Consider the following 21,623-nt stretch of genomic DNA (forward strand, 5'->3'; position numbering starts at 1 on the left):
CACCCTCGCCCCCGCAAGCACTTCGCGTGGGGCGCGATGGATCCTGAACCAAGTTCAGGATGACGAGGTTTTGTGACGAGGTGCGGCAGCGGCCACGAACGTCTGCTGGTACGCCGCACGCCGTCTGCCATCCCCCAAAATCCTCCCCGGGACGGGGAGGGGGACCGCTCGCGAAGCGAGTGGTGGAGGGGGCCCGCGGCAATCACCCTCGCCCCCGCAAGCACTTCGCGTGGGGCGCGATGGATCCTGAACCAAGTTCAGGATGACGAGGTTTTGTGACAGGGTGCGGCAGCGGGCACGAACGTCTGCTGGTACGCCGCACGCCGTCTGCCATCCCCAAATCCTCCCCAGGACGGGGAGGGGGACCGCTCGCGAAGCGAGTGGTGGAGGGGGCCCGCGGCGAGCAGGGAGCAAGAGGCGACCCCCTCCGTCACCGACGTCGCCTCCCCAATATTGGGGAGGAACCACGTCAATCCTCCTCCAGCACCAGCAGTTCCACCTGCAGCGCCAGGCGCGGGTCCGCGCCGATGCGGTGATCGACCGACGTGACCGTGGCGTCCGCCACGAGGCGCTTCGGCAGGCTGAACTCGTGCTCCGGCAGGAAGGCGATGAACTCCTCGCCTGCCGCCACGGCCTCGTCGCCCTTGAACGAGAGGTCGATCCTGTGCCGCGCCCCGGCGAAAGTAACGCTGGCCCAGTTCCGCTCCGCATGGGCGATGAAATCCGCGTGGCCTTTTGCGAGCGTCTGGAGTTCTTCCCGAAGGCGTTCGGCGCAGCTGCGGCGGTAGCGGCGGCGCGGCGGCAGGTGCGGTTTCGCAGGCGGATCAAGTTGCATGGGTTTTCTCGCGATGATAGGAGTTCATGAAATGTTCCACTCGTCTTTCCATCGGCGGGCGGGGCTCGCGGCCCCTGCGCAAGTCGAACACGAAGCGGGGATCGCGCGCTGCCAGGCGGCCGAATTCGGTCGGCGGCATGCTGGTGCGGCGCAGGAAAACCTCGATCTTTCGGATCAGCACGGGCGGCTCCTCTTCGGCGGCGATTCGGCATGCCAATGCGTCGCCGCCGAAATCCTACTTGTCTAGGAAAAATACTTCATATAAGAGAAAATCCCTATCCCATGTTGGAGAAGCGCCGATGGATCCGCGCGAAAGACTGGCCGCGCTGGCGAGCGAGACCGGCAACAGCCTGGCCGCGCTGTCGCGCATGATCGGGCGTAATTCTAGCTACTTGCAGCAGTACATCACCAAGGGAAGCCCGCGGAAGCTGGAGGAGGAGGATCGGCGCCGGCTGGCCGAGTTCTTCGGCGTGCGCGAGCTGGAGCTCGGTGCTCCCGAGGAAAAATCCTCGGTCGATCGGCGTGAATGGGTCGAGGTGCCGCGCTTGGCGCTCGAAGCCTCCGCAGGGCCCGGCGCGACCCCGGCGGAGGAAATTCCCTTCGATGCGTTGCGCTTCTCGCGTCGCTGGCTGCGCGAGAATGGGCTCGATCCGGCGCAGCTCTCGGCGATCCGGGTCATGGGCGATTCGATGGACCCGCTGCTGCGCGACGGGGACGAGATCCTCGTCGACCGCTCGCCGCGCCCGTTCCGTGAAGGCGTCCACGTCATCCGCCTAGGCGAGGCGCTGCACGTCAAGCTGCTGCAGGCTGTCCCGCCCGACCGCCTGCGCCTGATCAGCAAGAACCCGGCGTACGAGCCGGTCGAGGTCGCTGCCCAGGATGTCGACGTCGTCGGCCGCGTGGTCTGGAAAGGCGGGCGGCTCTAGGAGGCGGGGCCCCGCGGTCGCACGGGTAGCTGCCCGGGTCGCGATGGATGGCAAAGCGCCGCCGGTGCTTCCACCCGCGGCGCCCCGGCACCCCTTTGGCGAGCGCCTAGTGGTCTCGGCGCACCGTCAGCGCGGCCAGCCGAGATCCCTCACCCTTCTCCAGCCTGGCGAGCACGTCGGCCTTGGCAGCCATAGCGCGCGCCGAGGAGTCCTTGATGCAGTTCGTTTTCAGTATCGTGATTTTCAGCGGCTCCCGCGTCGCGGAATTCGCTCCGCAAACCAGCCTGACCGCCCTGTGGATGCGCCGGTCGAGTTGCTGAAGGCCAGCTTCGGACGCGAGATTGAGATCGCTGTAAACCACTTCTCGTTGTTCCTGCGCTTGCGCCGGTCCGGCAAGGCAGAGGCTCAGTGCGCCGATCATCGGCGTCAGCAGATGTTTGCTACGCATGCGTATGCTCCCTCGGTTGCTTCCGTCCGAACGCTGCCTTGCTGGCTTTCTAAGCAAAACCGGCGCGCGAAACGAACTCGTCTCCCTGATATTCGTTCTGTACCGCGAGTGGCCGGACGTTTGACACTATTACGCGCGATTCTCAATACAAAAATCCGCAGTGCCTCTTTTCATATCACCAATTCTGCACTGCTATGCTTATATCCCTAAGTAAAGATCGCTAGACCAATAACTCTATTGCCTAGATGTCTACTAGTTGCTTAGCGTTCTACTCAGCCATCCGCGTCCTGCGGTTCGGACCGCGGCGCTCATCGGGTCGCTTGCAAACCGGGGCCGCTCCCGCCACCTAGCCGGGCATGACCGCCGCACCCGTATCGCCCCTCCGGGCCGCCATCGTTCCCGTCACGCCGTTCGTGCAGAACTGCTCGCTCGTGTGGTGCAGCAAGACCATGCGCGGCGCCCTGGTCGATCCCGGCGGCGATCTCGACAAGCTGAAGGACGCGGCCCGGCGCGCCGGGGTCACGCTCGAGAAGATCCTGCTGACCCACGGCCACGCGGACCACTGCGGACAGGCTGGCATGCTCGCCGCCGAGCTTGGCCTGCCCATAGAAGGCCCGCACGAAGCGGACCGGTTCTGGATCTCCCGTCTCGACGAGGACGGTCCCCGCTTCGGCATCGAAACCAGAGTGTTCGAACCGACTCGCTGGCTGCAGGATGGCGACACCGTAAGCTTCGGCGAAATCGAGCTGGAGGTAATCCACTGCCCGGGCCACACCCCGGGCCATGTGGTCTTCTTCCACCGGCAGACCAAATTCGCCTTCGTCGGCGACGTGCTGTTCGAAGGCTCGATCGGACGCACGGATTTCCCGATGGGCAACCACCAGGATCTGCTCGATTCGATCACCGGCAAGCTCTGGCCTCTGGGAGACGAGGTGACCTTCGTTCCCGGTCACGGCCGCACCAGCACGTTCGGCCGGGAGCGGGAGGGCAATCCCTTCGTCGGCGACGCGGCGATCGCGGCCGGGCGCCAGCCCCGCTTGCGCGGCGGCGAAAAATCGCTATAGGGCGCGCCTCACCGCAGGGCCGAACCGCCGCCGCCGCGCTTGCGCGGGCACGGGGCTTGGCCTAGGGCGTTGTCGAAAATTCAGATCGAATATCCAAGGAATAGGTGCCGCAATGGCTGTCCCCAAAAGAAAAGTATCGCCGCATCGCCGGGGCAACCGCCGCTCGCACGATGCCCTCAAGGTCGAAGCGTTCCACGAATGCGGCAACTGCGGGGAGCTGAAGCGCCCGCACAACCTGTGCATTGCGTGTGGCCACTATAACGGGCGAGAGATCGTCTCCGTCGGGCTCTAAGCCCAGTTAGCAAGGAAGATCGCATGAGCCTGCCGCGTATCGCGATCGATGCGATGGGCGGCGATGAAGGCGTGCGCACGATGATCTCCGGCGCCGCCCTCGCGCGCCGCGATCACGATCGCTTCCATTTCCTGCTGGTCGGCGACCGGGCGCGCATAGAGCGTGCCCTGGAAGCCCATCCCAACATGCGTGAAGCCAGCGAGATCCTCCATTGCGAGGATGTCGTCGGCGGCGACGAGAAGCCGACTCAGGCGCTCCGCCGGGCCAAGACCACTTCGATGGGCCTGGCCATCCAGGCCGTGAAGGACGGCCGCGCCGGCGCCGCCGTCAGCTCCGGCAACACCGGCGCGCTGATGGCGATGAGCAAGCTGGCCCTGCGCACGATGCCGGGGATCGACCGGCCCGCGCTTGCCGCGCTCCTGCCCACGCTCGGCGAGGATGACGTGGTCATGCTCGATCTCGGCGCGAACACCGATTGCGACGCCCGCAACCTCGTCCAGTTCGCGATCATGGGCGCCGCTTATTCGCGGATCGTCACCGGGCGCCAGGCGCCCCGCGTGCGCCTGCTCAACATCGGCACCGAAGAGACCAAGGGGACGGACCAGCTCCAGGTCGCCGCCGCACAGCTCCGCGCCGCCACCGGGCTCGACATGAGCTTCGAAGGCTATGTCGAGGCCGACAAGATCAACCGCGGCGATTGCGACGTTGTCGTAAGCGACGGGTTCTCCGGCAACATCGCCCTCAAGGCGATCGAAGGCTCGGCCCGTTTCGTGACCGACCTGCTCAAGACCGCGTTCCGCAGCTCGCTGCGCTCGAAGATCGGCTTCCTGATCTCGCGCCCGGCGACCGAGCTGCTGCGCCACCACCTCGATCCCAACAACCACAACGGCGCCGTCTTCCTCGGGCTCAACGGCGTCGTGGTGAAGTCGCACGGCAGCGCCAACGCCGCCGGCGTGGCCAATGCCGTGGCCGTGACTGCACGCCTGCTGGAGGAAAGCCTGACCGAACGCATCCTGGCCGATCTGGCCGAACTGGGCGAAGCGCGCCTGCGGGAAACCCGCGGCGGGGTGCCGGCCAAGTGATCCGCTCCGTCATCAAGGGTTCGGGCTCGGCTCTGCCGGCCCGCGTGGTCACCAACGACGAGCTCGCGCTCCAGGTCGACACCACCGACGAATGGATCCGCGAGCGCACCGGCATCACCCAGCGCTACATCGCGGGGGAGGGGGAGACGACCGCCAGCCTCGCGACCGCCGCGGCCCGCGCAGCCCTGGCCGACGCCGGGATCGATGCGGCCGAGATCGACCTGATCGTGCTCGCCACCGCCACGCCGGACCAGACGTTCCCCGCCACCGCCACCCAGGTGCAGGACGCGCTCGGCTGCAACGGCGGCGCCGCGTTCGACATCGCGGCGGTCTGCACCGGCTTTCTCTACGCGCTCGGCACCGCGGATTCGATGATCCGCGCCGGCATGGCCACGCGCGCTCTGGTGATCGGCGCCGAGACTTTCAGCCGCATCCTCGACTGGGAAGACCGCACCACGTGCGTCCTGTTCGGCGACGGGGCCGGCGCGATGGTCCTCGCGGCCGAGGAAGTTGCCGATGAGGGCCCCGGCGTTCTCGGCACGCGCCTGCACGCCGACGGCGCCCACCGCGATCTGCTGCATGTCGACGGCGGCCCTTCCACCACCGGAACGGTCGGCAAGCTGCGCATGAAGGGCCGCGAGGTGTTTCGCCACGCGGTCGTCAACCTTGCCGAAGTGCTGCAGGAAGTGCTCGTGGCGACCGGCTTCACCAGCGACGATATCGACTGGGTCGTGCCGCACCAGGCCAACCGCCGGATCCTCGAAGCCACCGCCAAGAAGCTCGGCCTGCCGGTGGAGAAGGTCATCATCACGGTCGACCGCCACGCCAATACTTCGGCGGCCTCCGTCCCGCTCGCGTTCGACGAAGCACGGCGTGATGGACGCCTGAAACCGGGCGATCTTGTCATGCTGGAAGCCATGGGCGGTGGGTTCACCTGGGGTGCCAGTCTGATAAGATTGTAGTAATGTATGGAAATTCGCGCGCTGAACTTGCCAACTGGCGCGGGTTTGTTAGGTAGGATCGCGTAGGATTTCGTTGGGAGGGTGGCAACGCCGATGATGCGTTCCGTGGGGACATTGACTCGTGCCGACCTGGCCGAGACTATCAATCGCAAGATGGGCTTCTCCCGGTCGGAGAGTCTCGCCCTCGTGGAGCAGATCCTCGCCAAGATGTGCGACGGGCTGAGCGAAGGCCAGAACGTCAAGATCTCCGGCTTCGGCAGCTTCATCCTGCGCGACAAGCGGGAACGCGTCGGCCGCAACCCGAAAACCGGGGTCGAAGTACCGATCACGCCGCGCCGGGTCCTGACCTTCCGCGCCAGCCAGAAGCTCAAGGCAAGGATCGCCGAAGGGTGAGCGAGGGCGGGCCGGACCAGCTGCGTTTCGACGACGGCAAGGACGCCCAGGCCCTCCGCACGATCGGCGAAGTCGCCAACGCCCTCGGCATCCGCCAGCACGTGCTGCGCTACTGGGAACAGCAGTTCCCGATGCTCGAGCCGCTCAAGCGCAGCGGCGGCCGGCGCTACTACCGGCCGGACGACGTCGCCCTCGTCCGCACGATCGACCGCCTAGTCAACCGCGAAGGCTACACCCTGAAGGGCGCGCGGCAGGCCATCGCCGGCGGCACCGCTGCTCGATCAGCTTCTGTCAGCGCACCTGCGCCTGCGCCCGCTGCCGAAGCAGCCGCACCGGCGCCGGACATCCTCCCCCAACTCCGCGCCATCCGCAACCGCCTCGCCCGAGCCCTCGACGCCGCCTGAGGCGCTCTACTCGTCCGTCCGTGGTGAGCCTGTCGATCCACGGGTCAGCGCGCCCTATCATCCTTCGACAAGCGCAGGACGAACGGAGCGAGCACTGACCGACTCAGTGCTACCGCCGCAGCGCCTGGCGATCCCCGTCACCCTGAACTCGTTTCAGGGCCCATTCCGCCGCTGGGGCGGAGCTTGCCCGAGGGGCAAGGCGGGGCCGCTCGCGCCTGTCCGCGCGCATCGGTCCCGGCGGAGCGATGGATGCTGAAACGAGTTCAGCATGACGAGTTGGGAAGGATAGGGAAAGGGCACTACCCGATTTCCCTCCTCGTCACCCTGAACTTGTTTCAGGGCCCATTCTGCCGCTGGGGCGGAGCTTGCCCAGGGGCAGGGCGGGGCCGCTCGCGCCTGTCCGCGCGCATCGGTCCCGGCGGAGCGCTGGATGCTGAAACGAGTTCAGCATGACGAGTTGGGGAGCATGGGAAAAGGGCGCCACCCTATCTCCCTCCTCGTCACCCTGAACTTGTTTCAGGGCCCATTCCGCCGCTGGGGCGGAGCTTGCCCAGAGGCAAGGCGGGGCCGCTCGCCCCTGTCCGCGCACATCCGTCCCCGCGGAGGAATGGAAGCTGAAACGAGTTCAGCATGACGGGATTGGGGAGCATGGGAAAAGGGCGCCACCCTATCTCCCTCCCCGTCACCCTGAACTTGTTTCAGGGTCCATTCCGCCGCTGGGGCGGAGCTTGCCGAGGGGCGGGGCGGGGCCGCTCGCGCCTGTCCGCGCGCATTGGTCCCGGCGGAGCGATGGATGCTGAAACGAGTTCAGCATGACGAGTTGGGAAGGATAGGGAAAGGGCACTACCCGATTTCCCTCCTCGTCACCCTGAACTTGTTTCAGGGCCCATTCTGCCGCTGGGGCGGAGCTTGCCCAGGGGCAGGGCGGGGCCGCTCGCGCCTGTCCGCGCGCATCGGTCCCGGCGGAGCGATGGATGCTGAAACGAGTTCAGCATGACGGATGGAGGAGGCGAACCAGAGCTGGTTCGCATCCGCCCACGGCAGGCTCAACCAACCTCCGCCGGAACCACCCCCGGTCGCAACACCGCCCCATAGTCCTTCTCCGTCGGCGTCTGGCGCACGTGCATGAAGGGGATCCACACGTCCCCGTACTCGGCCCGTTGGTACCACACGTCGAGCACGTCGTAGGAAGCCCAGAGCCCGTCCGGCTCGAGCAGGCGAATGCCCTCTCCGATGCGTGGGACGACCAGGAACTTCAGCGTGCTCTGGGTCTGATGGGTCTCGTTCTGGACTTCGATTTCGATCAAGGTGCGTCGCCCCCAGCGGAAAGCCGAAGCTTGGCACCGAAGACCTTGCCGAAATGCAAACCTGGCCCGGTTTTCCTCAGCGGCTCTCCGGCCCCAGCGCGGGGTCGAGGTCACGCGGGCGGGTGAAGCGGACCAGCTTGCCGGATCCTTCGGCCAGATCGGCCCAGCTCTCGATGGCGAGCTCGAGCAGCGCGAAAGCGGCGGTGGGAAACTTCTCCGCCGCCTGTTCGAACAGCGCGTCCTCTTCCGCCGGGTCGACCAGGCGGAACACCAGCTCCTGCAGGCCGGGGTTGTGGCCCACCAGCAGCACCGTACCGGGATCGCCCTCGATCTCGCGCAGCAAGTCCATCAGCGTGGCCGCACCCGCCAGATAGGCGCGCTCATCGAACGCCGGGGCGATGCGCAAGCCGCTCGCGTCGATCGTCCGCCGCACGCGTTCCGCCGGGCTGGCGATCGCGGCGTCCCAGGCGATCCCGCTTTCGGCAATATGCCGGCCGATCAGCGCGGCGCCCCTGCGCCCGCGGTCGTTGAGCCCGCGGTCGAAGTCTCGCAAGTCGAGGTCGTCCCAGTCGGACTTCGCGTGGCGCAGCAGCCCGAGCCGTTTCACTTCACCCGCGCTCCTGTTCCCGCGCCTCGTCCGGCGCCGGCGCCGATGAAAGCCCGCCGGCGAGCCGCTGTAAAGCCTCGTCGAGCGTGCAGCGGATCACCGGCGTGCCCTTCGGGAAGGCGGAAAGGAGGCGGCTCGGAAACGCCGGTGAGAGAACCACGAAGTGCCCGCGGTCGTCCTTGCTGCGGATCAGGCGGCCGAACGCCTGGGCCAGCCGGGCGCGGATGATCGCATCGTCGTGCGCCCCGCCGCCGCCCGCCGCGCGCCGCGCGCGGTGGAGGATCGAGGGCTTGGGCCAGGGCACTTGCTCCATGGCCACGCAGCGGAGCGATTCGCCCGGAACGTCGACACCGTCGCGCAGTGCGTCGGTACCTAGCAGGCTGGCGCGCGGATCGTCGCGGAAGATGTCGACCAGCGTTCCGGTGTCGATCGGATCGACGTGCTGGGCATAAAGCGGCAGGCCCTCGCGCGCCAGGCGGTCGGCAATGCGGCCATGCACGACGCGCAGGCGGCGGATCGCGGTAAACAGGCCGAGCACGCCGCCACCGCACGCCTCGATGATCCGGGCGTAGGCTCCGGCGAGGCCCGCTAGGTCGCCCTTCTTCACGTCGGTGACGATCAGGACTTCGGCGTTGTTGGCATAGTCGAACGGGCTTTCCGCCGCCGCCAGCAGCGGCTGGGCTTCGATGTGGGCGGCGCCGGAGCGGGCAATCGCGCCGAGCCAGTCCTCGCCGTCCCGCAAAGTGGCGCTGGTCAGCATGACCCCGTGGGCCGGCTCCAGCACGACTTGCGCGAACGGCTTCATCGGATCGAGGAACCGCCGGTGAATGCCGATGTCGAACTCGCGCGCGTCGGAGCGGTCCACGGCAAGCCAGTCGACGAAATCGGGATCGGCCGGCCCGCCGAGGCGGTTGAGCAGGGCTTCCCACGCCGCCAGCGTGTCGGCCCGCCAGGCGAGCGAGTGGCGCGCGCCCTCGATCCGCGCTCGGCCGGGGCCGTCCAGCCAGTCCGGCGGATCGGTCACGAGCGCTTCCAGGCGCACGCCGAGCTTGAGCAGCGGCTGGCGGATCTCTGCGAGCGCGACCGCCGCCTGCTGCGCCATCTCGACCAAGTAGCCGTCGAGCTGCGCCGCTTCGGTTTCGATGCCGTAACCCGCTTCCTGGCCGCCGCTCTCGTCGCGCGAGTAGGTCGCCGCGCGCACGGCGGCGAGCAGCGCTTCGATCGGCCCGGAGGGCGTGCCGTCGGCGATCCGCTGCAGCCAGCCGGTGCCGGGCAGGGCCTCCGCCGCCTCGCAGGCCGCGGCGACGGCATTACCGCCCGCCTCGTCATAGCTGGCGACGTCCGCCAGCCGCGCCGCCAGACCGCGCCGGCGGCCCCTGGAGCCGCGCTCCGGCCCGACGATCCAGCGCTTGAGCTCGACGGCTTCCTGCCCGGTCAGCGCGGCGGCGAATGTGCTGTCGGCCGCGTCGAACACGTGGTGCCCTTCGTCGAACACGATCCGCGTCGGCCGCTGGGCATGGTCGCGGCCGCGCGCAGCATTGATCATCACCAGGGCATGGTTGGCGATCACCAGGTCGGCCTGCGCGCTGGCCCGCGCGGCGCGCTCGATGAAGCACTTCCGGTAGTGCGGGCACCCGGCATAGACGCACTCGCCGCGCTGGTCCGTCAGCGAGCGGATGGCCCGCTGGCGGAACAGGGTGCCGAGCCAGCCGGGCAGGTCGCCGCCGATCATGTCGCCGTCCTGGGTATAGGCCGCCCAGCGGGCCACGAGATGCGCCAGCACCGCCGCGCGCCCGCCGAACCCGCCTTGCAGCGCGTCCTCCAGGTTCAGCAGGCAGAGGTAGTTCTCTCGCCCCTTGCGCACGACCACCGGCTTGCTGCCGTCGGGCCGCTCCGCAGGCCAGGCCCGGGTGCTTTCCCGGCGAAGCTGGCGCTGCAGGTTCTTGGTGTAGGTCGAGACCCACACCGTCCCTTGCGACTTCTCCGCCCACAGCGATGCCGGGGCGAGGTACCCCAGCGTCTTGCCGATGCCCGTGCCGGCCTGGGCCAGCAGGATATGCGGCGCGCGGCGCTTCTCGCGCGGGGCGAACACGCGCCCGGCCTCACGCGAATAGGCGCGCTGGCCTTCGCGGCGCTCGGCCCCTTCGCCGGTCAGGCGCTCGAGCCGGGCGTCGATCTCGAACTCGTCGATGGCGACTTGCGCGGGCTGCGGCCGCTCCGGCGCTTCCTCCCACTCGGGCAGGCGCGAGAACAGCCATTTTTCCGCCCGCTCCGGCTGGCGGATATGCGGCACCAGCACTTGCGCCCAGGGCCAGCGCAGCCGCGCAAGCGACTGCAGCGCCGACCAGGCGCCCTCGCGCTCCTGCCAGTCCTCCGCCGTGCAGCGGTCGAGCAACTTGCCGGCAGCCGCCTGCAGCAGGGCCGGCACGGTGTCGTCGCTCGCCGGCTCCGGCAGGTCCAGCGCATGGGCCAGGCCCTTGGGGGTGGGCACGACGAACTTCGCCGGATGGACGAAGGCATAGAGCTCCAGCAGGTCGAGCCCCGACAGGTCCGGATAGCCGAGCCGCGTCGCCACCAGCGGCGCGTTGAGCATGAGCAGCGGGGTGTCCGCCGCCGCCATGATCGCCTCGCCCTTGCCGAGCGCGCGAGTCGTCCCGCCCCGGTTCAGCCAGGTGCCGGCGTGGCTGGCATGGAGCGCGGGAATGGACAGGGCGGGCATCCCCTGATCGATGCCCGCCCTGGAACGAAAAGTAAACGCCCGCAGCGGCTTAGCGGGTCACTGCCTCGGCAATCGCGGCGATGTGCCGGTGATCCGTGCCGCAGCAGCCGCCCAGGACCGTCAGGTGCGGCAGGCTGGCCATCAGCTCGCCATGTTCGCGGCCAAGCTCCTCCGCATCGCCGGCGTCGAGTTCCTCCATCCCGTCCAGCTCGGCATGGCTGAGCCGCGAGGCATTGGCGCGCAGGCCCCTGATGCGCTTCGTCCATTCGCCGCCCGCGAGCAGCGCGGGGGCGAAGTGGGAGGGGTGGGCGCAGTTGATCATGTAGTAGGCGGGCCCGCCGCCGGTGGCGCGATCCACTGCCGCGATGGCGTCCGCGATCGTGTCGCCCGTCGGCAGCCGCGAATCGGTTTCCACCGTGAAGGAGATGGCCGCAGGCAGGCCCGCGTCCTCCGCCGCTTGCACCAGCCCGATCGCCTCCGGGACGTTGGTGATCGTGATCCCGGTGATCATGTCCGCGCCGGCGTCGGCGAAAATGCCCGCCTGCCAGGAATGATACTCGCGCGCCTCGTCCACGCTCATGACCTTGCCCGGGTCGTAACCGTCCCCGCGAGGGCCGATGCAGCCGCTGACCACGATCGGGCACTCGGGCGTCTCGTGCCGCCGGCGCAAGTCGACTAGCATCTCGATCGCCTCCCGGTTGCAGGCCGCCAGCTCCTCCAGCGACATTCCCAGCGGCTCGGCCCAGTCGCGGCTCGCCCGCCAAGTCGCGCTTTCCAGCACGAAGCCGGTCCCGGCCTCCTTCGCGATGGCGAGGTATGTCTCGAAGTACCGCTCCAGGTGAGCCCGTCCGCCGGGCTTGCGCAGCATGTCGACCGCCGCGAAGCAGGCGAGGTCCACGCCGTCCAGGAACAGCAGCGTGGTCTCCAGCCCGCCGTCGGTCAGGAACAGTTTGTCCTGGAGTTGCGGCAAGTCGCGCGCCCTGGTCGGCGTAGCAGTAAGGGTATCGGTCATCTCGTGTCCTCTCTGAGTTGCATCGACACCGGCTCAGGCGCCTCCCGCCACGGGCAGAAGTGTGGTAGAAGCGGCACGGCGGTCGTGTCGAAGAGTGGGCACAATGTACCGGCGCCGGGGCGCCCGGTTCTAGCGGACCCGTGGTCGGTTAGTTGGGAAGCCCGCGTAAATTGCTGTTTTGGCGGCCCTGTTTCGGGGCCCGAACGACGGAGCCAGTCGATGCACGGCACTCTCGAGGCGCAAAAGCGACCGGCGGTACAGTCCGCCGAGCCTACCAAGGGGGAGCGCACACGCCAGCGGCTGATGGACCTCGCCGAAGACGCGGTGATGCACAAAGGCTTCGCGGCCACGTCGATCGACGAACTGGTCGATGCCGCGGGCATCACCAAGAGCGGCTTCTTCTACCACTTCCAGGACAAGGACGACCTGGCGAAGCAACTCGTCGCCCGCTTCATCGAGCGCGACACGCAGCTCCTCGACGAACTGGCAGGCCGGGCCCGCTCGCTGTCCGACGATCCGCTGCAGAGCTTCCTCATCTTCCTCAAGCTGTTCGCCGAGATGATGGACGACCTGCCCAACGTGCACCCGGGCTGCCTGGTCGCCTCGGTGATCTACCAGGACCGCGCCTTCAAGCGCGACGTTTCGGCAATGGCCGCCCGGGCGATCCTCCTCTGGCGCGAACGCTTCCACGCGTGGCTGAGCGAAGTGGCCGAACGCTATCCGCCGAAGCTGGAGACCGACCTCGTGGCCCTGGCCGACCACTTCAGCGTCGTCGCCGACGGCGCCATCGTCACCTCCCGCGCCCTGCAGGACAAAGCGGTCTTCGGCCGCCAGGCGCGGCTCCTGCACGACTACGTGAAGCTCCTGTTCGACGGCCGCTAGCTGCTGGCCACGCAGCGCCAGCTTGCCGGGTCGTTCGGGTTCCCGTTGCCGGTGAAGCGCGCGACCTTCGGGAAGGCGCAGTGCGGGCGGGTGAGCGAGCCGTCGGCCTTTCGGCCGATCAGCACTTCGGGCGCATCGCCGCCTTCGCTCCAGGCGTCGAGCGTATCGAGCACCGCCACCTGGTCCGCGCCCGGGCCTCCGGCGCAATGGCCGACTCCGGGATAGAGGAAATGGCGCATGTTCTGCGCCGCCGCCGGTGCGCTCGCGAGCACGGCGCGGGCATAGTCGTTGGTGCCGACCGGGCTCGGGCCCGGATCGCTTTCCCCGTGCCACAGCAGCAGCTTGCCCCCGCGGGCGAAGAACGGCCGCAGGTCCGGGTCCTTCGCTTCGTACATCTTCGCGAATTCCGTGCTCCGCAGCGCCCGGAGATCGGCGATGGAGAAAGCCGACAGGTCGACCGTGCGGCCGAGCGCGATCGGGAACAGGGTCTCGAGCGCGCTGTAGCTCATGTCCGCGCCGGTGCCGTTGGTGCCGACGAACGCAGACCAGCCGGCTTCGCCGCCGCGGCTCAGCGGGTGCATCGCCCAGTCGCCCTGGCCGTCGCCGGCGCCCTGGTAGACCGTGCGCAGCGCCGTCACCTGCGCGGGGGCGAGGCAGCTGGCGGTCTTCGCGCCGCTGCATTGCAGCTCCGCCGGATCCCAGCCGCACTGGCGCGGATCGTTGATCAGGCCGTCCTCGACCCCGTCCCGGCCGTCGCAGGCTTTCAGCGCGGCGCTTTGCGCCAGTTGCAGGTCGGCCGGGGAGAACCCGCCGTTGCCGCGCGCGAACGCCTGGTTGCGGAAGATCGCGCTGCTCTGCACTTGCAGCGTATAGACCGGCGCGCCGGCGCTGATCGCGTCGTAATCGTCCGGGAAGCGCTGCGCTTCCATCAGCGCCATGCGCCCGCCGGTGGAGCAGCCCTGGAAATAGGCGCGGCGATGCGGGCGGGCGTAATGCTCGGCGACCAGCTTCTTGCCGGCGACCGTCATCTCATGGACTGCGCGCCAGCTGAAGTCCTTCAGCGCCTCCGGGTTGGTGGCCCAGGAGGTGTTCCACACGGTCGTGTCCGCATGGCCGCCGTCGGTCTGGAACGTCGCGTAGCCCTTGCGCAGGCCTTCGCTCGCGGCCTGGAGCGTGACGTTGCCCGCCCAGCCGCCGCCGCCGAGGCCCAGGACTTTGCCGTTCCAGCTTGCCGGCAGGCGATAGACCACGCCGATGTTCGAACCGGTTACGGGGGAGAGCGTCGCGGTCACCTCGCAGAAGCCCGGCAGGCCGTTCGCTTCCGCGACCCACTTGCCGCTGGCGCTGGTCGCGCCCAGCATCGCCGGCGTCACTGCCTCACAACGGTCCGCGCCGGCGAGGGCGGGATAGCTCGCTGCCGAAGGTGCGGTGGCCTGCTCGCTGTCGTTGGCGGTGCAGCCTGCGGCGAGCGCCGCCAGTGCGACGGTGGTGAAAAACCTCATTGTGCCCCCTCTTCCCGGGTTATTGTTGACTTTATCCTGCCACAGCCGGGCACGAGCGCAAGACGGGAATTGCGCGCTGCTCAGGCCTTGGCCGCGCCGCGCCTTGCGAGGGCGACACCCACCGCCGTCAGCGCCATGCCCAGCAGGGCGGCGGTGCTGAGGGTCTCCCCGAACAGCGGCCAGGCGATCAGGGCGGTGCAGGGCGGAACCAGGAAGAACAAGCTGGCGACTTGCGCCGCAGCGCCCCGGCGGATGAGCACGTAGAGCAGGCTGATCGCCCCGAGCGACAGGACCAGTACGAGCCAGAGCAGGGCGAACACGAACTCCCCATTCCAGTCGATCCGCATGTCCTCGAACAGCAGCGCCAGGGGGAGGGTGGCGATCCCGGCGGCGGCGAACTGGACGACGCTGCCGGTGCGCAAGTCCATGCTTCCGCAGTACCGCTTCTGGTAGAGCGTGCCCGCGGTAATGCCGAGCAGGGCCACGAGGCAGGCGACACTGCCCAGCGCATCGCCGGGCCCCTGGCCGAGCTTCCGCTCCAGCACCAGCGCCACGCCGAGCAGCCCCAGAGCGAGCCCAGCCCATTGCCACGCCGTCACCCGCTCGCCGAGAAGCATCCCAGCAAGCGCGGCGGTAAGGAGCGGCTGCAGCCCGACGATCAGCGCCGCGACTCCGGCTTCGACCCCCAGCGAGATGCCGAGGAACACACCGCCGAGGTAGACACCATGCACCAGCAACCCGGCGACCGCGTAATGGCCGACCTCGCTCATCCGGCGCGGCCACGGCGCCCGCATGGCAACAGCGACGAGCACGAGCAGCGCCGCGGCAATGGCATAGCGCAGCGCCAGGAAGGTCAGCGGGCCGGCGTGGGGCAGGCCGAGCCGCGCGCCGATGAAGCCGGTGCTCCACAACACGACGAACAACGCGGGCACGCCGATGTCCGACAGGTGCATCGTGAACCTGGACGTCATGTCAGCCCCCCGCAATCGCATGGCTGCCGGGGCCTTACCCGGCGTATTCCTCCAGCCGCTCGCCGGCGCTGACCCAGCGCTCTTCGGCGCGCTCCAGCTCCTGCACGAGGTCCGCCCGGCGGCGCGACAGATCGCCCATCTTCAGGTCGCGCAAGTCGCCGTCCGCGGAGGCCGGGTCGGCCATCGCCTGGTCGATCCGCGAGACTTGCGCCTGCAGACGCGCGATCTCCGCCTCGGCGTCCTTGACCTCCTTGCGCGCAGCCCGCTCCTCCTCGCGCGAGCGGGCGGCCGCCTTGCGGTCCTTCTTGCTGCCTGCCGGGCGCTTGTCCTGCTTCGGCTGGTTCCGGCCGAGCACGAAATCGATGTAGTCCTCGATGCTGCCGGCGTAGTCCACCGCCGTGCCGTTATCGACCAGCACCAGCCGGTCGGCGGTCAGCTCGACCATGTGGCGGTCGTGGCTGATCAGGATGACGGCGCCTTCGTAGTCGTTGAGCGCCTGCACAAGCGCCTCGCGCGCGTCGACGTCGAGGTGGTTGGTCGGCTCGTCCAGGATCAGCAGGTGCGGCGCGTCGCGCGTGATCAGCGCCAGCGCCAGCCGCGCGCGTTCGCCGCCCGAAAGCTGCCCGACGTTGGTCGTCGCGCGGTTGCCCGAGAACCCGAACCGGCCGAGCTGGGCCCGCACCGCGCCCGGCGTCTTGCCGACCATCGCCCGGGTCATGTGCTCCAGCGGCGTGTCGCCGGAGGCCAGCTCTTCCACCTGGTACTGCGTGAAATAGCCGACCCGCATGCGGCCAGACGACTGCATCGCCCCGTCCATCGGCGGAAGCTGCGCGGCCAGCAGGCGCGCCAGCGTGGTCTTGCCGTTTCCGTTGCGCCCCAACAGCGCGATCCGGTCGTCCGGGTCGATCCGCAGGTTGAGCCGCTGGAGGATCGGCGTCTCGCCATAGCCCACCGCTGCGAGGTCGAGCGTGATCAGCGGCGGGCGCAGCTCGTCGGGGCTGGGGAAGTCGAAGCTGAGGCTCGGGTCCTCCATCAGCGCGGCGATCGGCTGCATTTTCGCCAGCATCTTGGCGCGCGACTGGGCTTGCTTGGCGGTCGAGGCGCGGGCGCTGTTGCGCGCGACATAGTCCTGCAGCCGCGCGCGTTGCGCATCCTGCGCGGCCCGGGCGGATTCGAGCTGCGCGGCCCGTTCGGCCCGCTGCTTTTCGAAACTGTCGTAGCCGCCGGCATAAAGCGTCAGCTTGCCGCCCTGCAGGTGCAGGATCGTATCGACCACGTTGTTGAGCAGGTCGCGCTCGTGGCTGATGACGATCAGCGTGCCGGGGTAGGACTTGAGGAAGTTCTCCAGCCACAGCGTCGATTCGAGATCGAGATGGTTCGATGGCTCGTCCAGCAGCAGCACGTCGGGCGCGGAGAACAGCAGCGCCGCCAGCGCGACGCGCATCTTCCACCCGCCCGAGAAGCTGTCGAGCGGCCGCGCCTGCATGTCCTCGTCGAAGCCGAGGCCGGTCAGGATGATCGCGGCGCGCGAGGGGGCGGAGTAGGCGTCGATCGCCAGCAGCCGGTCGTGGAGATCGCCCAGCCGGTCGGGATCGGCGCAGTGTTCGGCTTCCTCGAGCAGCTCCGCCCGCTCGACATCCGCCGAGAGCACCGCTTCGAACGGAGTGATCTTCCCGCTTGGCGCTTCCTGCGCGATGTAGCCGAGCTTGGTGCGGCGGGGCATCTCGATCGCACCTTCGTCCGGATCGAGCTGTCCGATCAGCACTTTCATCAGCGTGGACTTGCCCGCGCCGTTGCGGCCGATCAGGCCCACGCGCCCGCCGGGAGGGATCGCGGCCGAGGCCTTGTCGATGATGGTGCGGCCGCCGAGGCGCACGGTGATGTTGCTGATGGTGATCATAGAAGCCGCGCCCCTAGCAGCGCCGCCCGCCAAACCCAACCGATTGGCGATAGCTGCGTGAAATGCGCCTCGCCGCGCCCCGGCGGCACGCGCGCGACAATGGCTTGCGCTGGAGCCGCAGAAGACTAGCGAAAGGCGATGGACTTCGACGATCTGCTCCGCCGCTACTTCGGCACCTCCGACCTCGATGCGGTGACGCCGGGCGGGCAGGCCGCCGGCATCGACCGGATGCTGGTCGATTTCGGGCTGGAGCGGGACCGCGGCAAGCGGTTCGCGATCTGGTCCCTGCTCTACCTGCTCGGCGCCGCGCCCGATCTCGAGGTCGCCTTCAAGGACGATGCCGACCGGGAGGCGGCGCGCAACTTCATGGACCTCATGGCCGCGGCGGAAGGGGAGTGACCCCGATGGAGATGGTTCCCGGCCGGTTCGACAGCGAGTGGTTCCTGCGGGAGTACTGGCAGAAGAAGCCGCTCCTGATCCGCAATCCTTGGAAAGCATGGGAAAACCCCATGGAGCCGGACGAACTGGCCGGGCTCGCGTGCGAGGACGGCGTCGAGTCGCGGCTGGTCACCCAGGCGAGCGACAACTGGGAACTGGAGCACGGCCCCCTGCCGGAACCGCGCTTCGGCCAGCTCGGCAAGAAGCCGTGGACGCTGCTGGTGCAGGCGGTCGATCACCTCGTGCCGGAAGTGGCCGCGCTGCTCGAACCGTTCCGCTTCATCCCCAACTGGCGGGTGGACGACGTGATGGTCAGCTACGCCGTGGACGGCGGCGGCGTTGGGCCGCATTTCGACCAGTACGACGTGTTCCTGGTGCAGGGCCTCGGCCAGCGCCGCTGGCAGCTCGGCGGCCTGTGCGACGACGCCACCGAGCTGTTGCCGCACGACGACTTGCGCTTGCTCGCGGGCTTCGAGCCGGCCGAGGAATGGGTGCTGGAGCCTGGCGACATCCTCTACGTGCCGCCGCGCTTCGCCCACAACGGCGTGGCCGTCGGTGACGACTGCATGACGTATTCGATCGGCTTCCGCGCGCCCTCGCGCCGCGAGCTGGTCGGCGGCTGGGCGGAAAGCCTGCTGGCAGAACTCGACGACGACGACCGTTATGCCGACCCGGACCTGCCGGCGCAGGACAATCCGGGCGAGATCACGCCCGAGGCGCTCGACAGGCTCCACGCCATGGTTGCCGAGAAGATGCTCAACCGGGCTGCCTTCGCGCGCTGGTTTGCGCAGTACAGCACCACCCCGAAGAATCCGGAGTTCGACTGGCGGCCGGAAGAACCGATCGGGATCGACTACCTGCGCCGCTGCCTGGCGGAAGGCGTGCCGCTGCTGCGCAATCCGGCGAGCCGCTTCTCCTTCGTCCGGGAACTGGGCTCGCTGCTGCTGTTCGTCGACGGCCAGTGCCTTCCCTGTACCGGAGACGCGGCGAAGTTCGCCGAGCTTATCAGTGCGCACGACCGGCTGACGGTCGATCCCGCCATGAGCGCATCGGAGCCGGTGCTGGAGCTGATCGTCGAACTCTACAACATGGGCAGCATCGCGTTCGATCTGGAGGATTGACGCTCGTCCTCTAGACGGCCGAAGTCTCGCTCCACTCCCCGGGAGCGATGCCCTCCAGCGTCCAGTCGCCGATGGACCAACGCACGAGCCTCAGCGTCGGCAAGCCCACCGCCGCGGTCATCCTGCGCACCTGCCTGTTGCGCCCCTCGCGGATCGTCAGCTTGAGCCAGCTGTCGGGAATGCTCTTGCGGACGCGGATCGGCGGGTCGCGCGGCCAGATATTCGGGGCGTCGATACGTTCCGCTTCGGCTGGCCGGGTCAGGCCGTCCTTCAAGCGCACGCCCTTCCTCAGCAGTTCCAGGCTCGCATCGGCCGGCTTGCCTTCCACTTGCACGAGATAAGTCTTGGGCATCTTGAAGCGCGGGTCGGCGATCCGTGCCTGCAGTCGCCCGTCATCGCAGAGCAGCAGCAGCCCCTCGCTGTCCCGGTCGAGCCTCCCCGCCGGATAGACGCCCGGCACAGCGATGAAATCGGACAGCGTCTGCCGCTCGGTCTCCGTGCCGCGATCAGTGAACTGGGAGAGCACGCCGTACGGCTTGTTGAACAGGATCAGCCGCGCCATGCCCGTAAATCCTTCATGTTTCGCTCCGACCGGGCCGCGGGATCCGCTTGCCTTTGGTCCGGCTGGTCAGATGGAATCTGCCGCACCGGTCGCATCGATAAGGCAGGAGCGGCAGGCCGAACCGCGCGGCGGCGGAGACCGCATCCTGCTCCGTACCGTAGCGCACCTTTCGGGCGCATATGCTCAGCCTCGTTCGCACGTCGGTCCCCTATGCGCCCGCAGGCGGAGTGTCAGCCAGCGAATGTTCTCGCGCTCCCGCCGACTCGGTGCTTGCACGGGCGCTCCCCTTCGGCAAAAGCGCGGCCATGATTGACGAGACCCTGATCGAAGGCGCCCGCGTGTCCAAGGCCTGGCCGTTCCAGGAGGCGATGAAGCTCGTCAAACGCTATCCCGACGGCAAGCCTGGTGGCGCGCCGGTGCTGTTCGAGACCGGCTACGGCCCCTCGGGCCTGCCGCACATCGGCACGTTCCAGGAAGTCCTGCGCACCACGCTGGTCCGCCGCGCCTACGAGATCGTCAGCGGCGGCGCGCCGACGCGGCTGGTCGCCTTCAGCGACGACATGGACGGTTTGCGCAAGGTCCCCGACAACGTGCCCAATGCCGACGTGCTCGCGGCCAACATCGGCAAGCCGTTGAGCCGCATCCCAGACCCCTTCAACAGCGGGTTCGAGAGCTTCGCCCATCACAACAACGCGATCCTGCGCACCTTCCTCGACCGCTTCGGCTTCGAGTACGAGTTCGTCTCCGCCGCCGAACGCTACAACTCCGGCGCGTTCGACGGCGCGCTGAAGAACGTGCTCCAGCACTTCGGCGCGATCATGGACATCATGCTGCCGACCCTGCGGGAGGAGCGCCGCCAGACTTACTCGCCGGTCCTGCCGATCAGCCCGACCAGCGGCGTCGTGCTGCAGGTCCCGGTCGAGGTGGTCGACGCCGGTGCCGGGATCATCCGTTTCGAGGACGAGGGCAGGGTGGTCGAGCAGTCCGCCCTCGGCGGCCTGTCCAAGCTGCAGTGGAAGGTCGACTGGGCGATGCGCTGGTACGCGCTGGGCGTCGACTACGAGATGTGCGGCAAGGATCTGACCGACAGCGTCACCCAGTCGGGCCGGATCGTGAAGGTTCTTGGCGGGCGCAAGCCGGAAGGGCTGATCTACGAGCTGTTCCTGGACGAGAAGGGCGAGAAGATCTCCAAGTCGAAGGGCAACGGCCTGACGATTGAGGAGTGGCTGACTTACGGCACCGAGGAGAGCCTCGGCTTCTACATCTTCCGCGAGCCGAAAAGCGCCAAGAGCCTGCACGTCGGGATCATCCCCAAGGCGGTCGACGAATACTGGCAGTTCCGCGCCAAGATTCCCGAGCAGCCGCTCGAGCAGCAGCTCGGCAACCCCGCCTGGCACTTGCTCCGGGCCAATGGCGACAAAGGCGGCGCGGGCGACACATTGCCGGTCAGCTACGGCCTGCTGCTCAACCTCGTCGGCGTGCTCGGCACTCATGCCACGCACGAGCAGGTCTGGACGTACCTCGGCAACTACGTCCCCGATCTCGATCCGGCGCATCGTCCCGCGCTGGAAACGCTGATCGACTGCGCGCTCGCCTACAACCGCGATTTCGTCGCACCCACGCTGACCCGGCGCGCGCCCGAACCGAACGAAGCCGAGGCCCTGCGGGCGCTCGACGCCGAACTGGCGAAGGCCACCGAGGACACGCCCGCCGAAGAGCTGCAGACCGCCGTCTACGAAATCGGCAAGCGCGAGGAGTTCGGCTTCGAAAACCTGCGCGATTGGTTCCGCGCGCTTTACGAAACCCTGCTCGGCAGCTCGCAAGGCCCCCGCATGGGCAGCTTCATCGCCCTCTACGGCATCGAGAACACCCGCCGCCTCATCGCCGAGGCGCTGGCGCGGTAGGGGGTTCCAATAGGATCGAGGAGCTCCGCCCTAAATCCTCCCCGGAACGGGGAGGGGGACCATCCGAAGGATGGTGGAGGGGGCCCGCCGCATGCGCTGCGCCAGGAGGCGGGCCCGCTCCGTCAGCCCTGCGGGCTGCCACCTTTGCAGGGGAGGACGCGACGATGGGCGATCCCCGCGCGGCCCTGCGCGTGTGGCAGGATGGATCCTGAAACAAGTTCAGGATGACGGATGGGGCTGTCTGAACCTGCCCCCCACCAATCGTCACCCTGAACTTGTTTCAGGGTCCATG

The 21,623-nt window shown here is 68.3% G+C and carries 22 protein-coding genes; 11 read left to right on the forward strand and 11 right to left on the reverse strand.

The window, feature by feature from the left end:
• Positions 1-469: 469 nt before the first annotated feature.
• Together GRI75_RS05795 and GRI75_RS05800 are read right to left on the reverse strand one after the other, a co-directional pair.
• A complete protein-coding gene (locus GRI75_RS05795) occupies positions 470-835 on the reverse strand; it encodes a hypothetical protein (RefSeq protein WP_160746030.1) in 366 nt (121 codons plus the stop codon).
• On the reverse strand, positions 825-1,016 hold the full coding sequence (locus GRI75_RS05800) for a hypothetical protein (protein WP_160746031.1): 192 nt from the start codon (positions 1,014-1,016) through the stop codon (positions 825-827). Before GRI75_RS05800 ends, GRI75_RS05795 begins: the two co-directional genes overlap by 11 nt.
• 118 nt (positions 1,017-1,134) lie before the next feature.
• Here GRI75_RS05800 and GRI75_RS05805 point away from each other — a divergent pair, with 118 nt between their 5' ends.
• Positions 1,135-1,761: a S24 family peptidase gene (locus tag GRI75_RS05805; protein ID WP_160746032.1), complete on the forward strand. Its 627-nt coding sequence runs from the start codon at positions 1,135-1,137 to the stop codon at positions 1,759-1,761.
• Between the two features lie 106 nt (positions 1,762-1,867).
• Here GRI75_RS05805 and GRI75_RS05810 read toward each other — a convergent pair whose 3' ends face one another.
• Positions 1,868-2,209 (reverse strand): UrcA family protein, encoded by a 342-nt coding sequence (locus GRI75_RS05810; RefSeq protein ID WP_160746033.1) that lies wholly within the window; start codon positions 2,207-2,209, stop codon positions 1,868-1,870.
• A gap of 356 nt (positions 2,210-2,565) precedes the next feature.
• On the opposite strand from GRI75_RS05810, the gene GRI75_RS05815 reads away from it, so the two are divergent.
• The 6 genes from GRI75_RS05815 to GRI75_RS05840 all read left to right on the forward strand — a co-directional run bounded on the left by GRI75_RS05815 (position 2,566) and on the right by GRI75_RS05840 (position 6,406).
• Complete coding sequence (locus GRI75_RS05815; RefSeq protein WP_160746034.1) at positions 2,566-3,273, forward strand: MBL fold metallo-hydrolase; 708 nt, start codon at positions 2,566-2,568, stop codon at positions 3,271-3,273.
• A gap of 112 nt (positions 3,274-3,385) precedes the next feature.
• Positions 3,386-3,565, forward strand: coding sequence for a 50S ribosomal protein L32 (gene rpmF, locus GRI75_RS05820; RefSeq protein WP_160746035.1), 180 nt, complete (start codon positions 3,386-3,388; stop codon positions 3,563-3,565).
• A gap of 23 nt (positions 3,566-3,588) precedes the next feature.
• Positions 3,589-4,647 (forward strand): phosphate acyltransferase PlsX, encoded by a 1,059-nt coding sequence (gene plsX / locus GRI75_RS05825; RefSeq protein ID WP_160746036.1) that lies wholly within the window; start codon positions 3,589-3,591, stop codon positions 4,645-4,647.
• On the forward strand, positions 4,644-5,609 hold the full coding sequence (locus GRI75_RS05830; RefSeq protein WP_160746037.1) for a beta-ketoacyl-ACP synthase III: 966 nt from the start codon (positions 4,644-4,646) through the stop codon (positions 5,607-5,609). The genes plsX and GRI75_RS05830 overlap by 4 nt, the downstream gene beginning before the upstream one ends.
• Before the next feature lie 93 nt (positions 5,610-5,702).
• The gene (locus GRI75_RS05835; RefSeq protein WP_160746038.1) at positions 5,703-6,002 is read left to right on the forward strand and encodes an integration host factor subunit alpha; all 300 of its coding nucleotides are present in this window, start codon (positions 5,703-5,705) and stop codon (positions 6,000-6,002) included.
• Positions 5,999-6,406, forward strand: coding sequence for a MerR family transcriptional regulator (locus tag GRI75_RS05840; RefSeq protein WP_160746039.1), 408 nt, complete (start codon positions 5,999-6,001; stop codon positions 6,404-6,406). Before GRI75_RS05835 ends, GRI75_RS05840 begins: the two co-directional genes overlap by 4 nt.
• Positions 6,407-7,452: 1,046 nt before the next feature.
• Here the strand turns inward: GRI75_RS05840 and GRI75_RS05845 are convergent.
• The 4 genes from GRI75_RS05845 to GRI75_RS05860 form a co-directional block, all read right to left on the reverse strand.
• Complete coding sequence (locus GRI75_RS05845) at positions 7,453-7,713, reverse strand: hypothetical protein (protein WP_235911368.1); 261 nt, start codon at positions 7,711-7,713, stop codon at positions 7,453-7,455.
• Between the two features lie 76 nt (positions 7,714-7,789).
• Entirely contained in the window at positions 7,790-8,320 is a 531-nt protein-coding gene (locus tag GRI75_RS05850; protein ID WP_160746040.1) for a SixA phosphatase family protein, read from the reverse strand.
• A gap of 1 nt (position 8,321) precedes the next feature.
• Complete coding sequence (locus tag GRI75_RS05855; protein WP_160746041.1) at positions 8,322-11,039, reverse strand: ATP-dependent DNA helicase; 2,718 nt, start codon at positions 11,037-11,039, stop codon at positions 8,322-8,324.
• 49 nt (positions 11,040-11,088) lie between these two features.
• Positions 11,089-12,051 (reverse strand): homocysteine S-methyltransferase family protein, encoded by a 963-nt coding sequence (locus GRI75_RS05860; RefSeq protein WP_160746042.1) that lies wholly within the window; start codon positions 12,049-12,051, stop codon positions 11,089-11,091.
• Positions 12,052-12,270: 219 nt separating this feature from the next.
• Here GRI75_RS05860 and GRI75_RS05865 point away from each other — a divergent pair, with 219 nt between their 5' ends.
• Complete coding sequence (locus GRI75_RS05865; RefSeq protein ID WP_160746043.1) at positions 12,271-12,933, forward strand: TetR/AcrR family transcriptional regulator; 663 nt, start codon at positions 12,271-12,273, stop codon at positions 12,931-12,933.
• Here GRI75_RS05865 and GRI75_RS05870 read toward each other — a convergent pair.
• From GRI75_RS05870 to GRI75_RS05880, 3 genes are all read right to left on the reverse strand, one after another.
• The gene (locus GRI75_RS05870) at positions 12,930-14,435 is read right to left on the reverse strand and encodes a tannase/feruloyl esterase family alpha/beta hydrolase (RefSeq protein WP_160746044.1); all 1,506 of its coding nucleotides are present in this window, start codon (positions 14,433-14,435) and stop codon (positions 12,930-12,932) included. The two genes, GRI75_RS05865 and GRI75_RS05870, sit on opposite strands and share 4 nt — an antisense overlap.
• A gap of 80 nt (positions 14,436-14,515) precedes the next feature.
• Positions 14,516-15,406 carry a DMT family transporter gene (locus GRI75_RS05875; RefSeq protein WP_160746045.1) on the reverse strand — a complete coding sequence of 297 codons (891 nt, stop codon included), beginning with the start codon at positions 15,404-15,406 and terminating at the stop codon, positions 14,516-14,518.
• A 34-nt stretch (positions 15,407-15,440) separates the two neighbouring features.
• Positions 15,441-17,306 carry an ABC-F family ATP-binding cassette domain-containing protein gene (locus GRI75_RS05880; RefSeq protein ID WP_160746046.1) on the reverse strand — a complete coding sequence of 622 codons (1,866 nt, stop codon included), beginning with the start codon at positions 17,304-17,306 and terminating at the stop codon, positions 15,441-15,443.
• Positions 17,307-17,444: 138 nt separating this feature from the next.
• Between GRI75_RS05880 and GRI75_RS05885 the strand changes: the two genes are divergently transcribed.
• Positions 17,445-17,705 (forward strand): hypothetical protein, encoded by a 261-nt coding sequence (locus tag GRI75_RS05885; RefSeq protein WP_160746047.1) that lies wholly within the window; start codon positions 17,445-17,447, stop codon positions 17,703-17,705.
• Positions 17,706-17,710: 5 nt separating this feature from the next.
• The gene (locus tag GRI75_RS05890) at positions 17,711-18,865 is read left to right on the forward strand and encodes a JmjC domain-containing protein (protein WP_407925134.1); all 1,155 of its coding nucleotides are present in this window, start codon (positions 17,711-17,713) and stop codon (positions 18,863-18,865) included.
• A gap of 10 nt (positions 18,866-18,875) precedes the next feature.
• Here the strand turns inward: GRI75_RS05890 and GRI75_RS05895 are convergent, their stop codons facing one another.
• Positions 18,876-19,427, reverse strand: coding sequence for a pseudouridine synthase (locus GRI75_RS05895; RefSeq protein WP_160746048.1), 552 nt, complete (start codon positions 19,425-19,427; stop codon positions 18,876-18,878).
• 305 nt (positions 19,428-19,732) lie between these two features.
• Between GRI75_RS05895 and GRI75_RS05900 the strand changes: the two genes are divergently transcribed.
• On the forward strand, positions 19,733-21,331 hold the full coding sequence (locus tag GRI75_RS05900; RefSeq protein WP_160746049.1) for a lysine--tRNA ligase: 1,599 nt from the start codon (positions 19,733-19,735) through the stop codon (positions 21,329-21,331).
• Positions 21,332-21,623 lie beyond the last annotated feature (292 nt).

The sequence above is a fragment of the Croceibacterium soli genome, from assembly GCF_009828065.1.
Lineage (GTDB): Bacteria > Pseudomonadota > Alphaproteobacteria > Sphingomonadales > Sphingomonadaceae > Croceibacterium_B > Croceibacterium_B soli.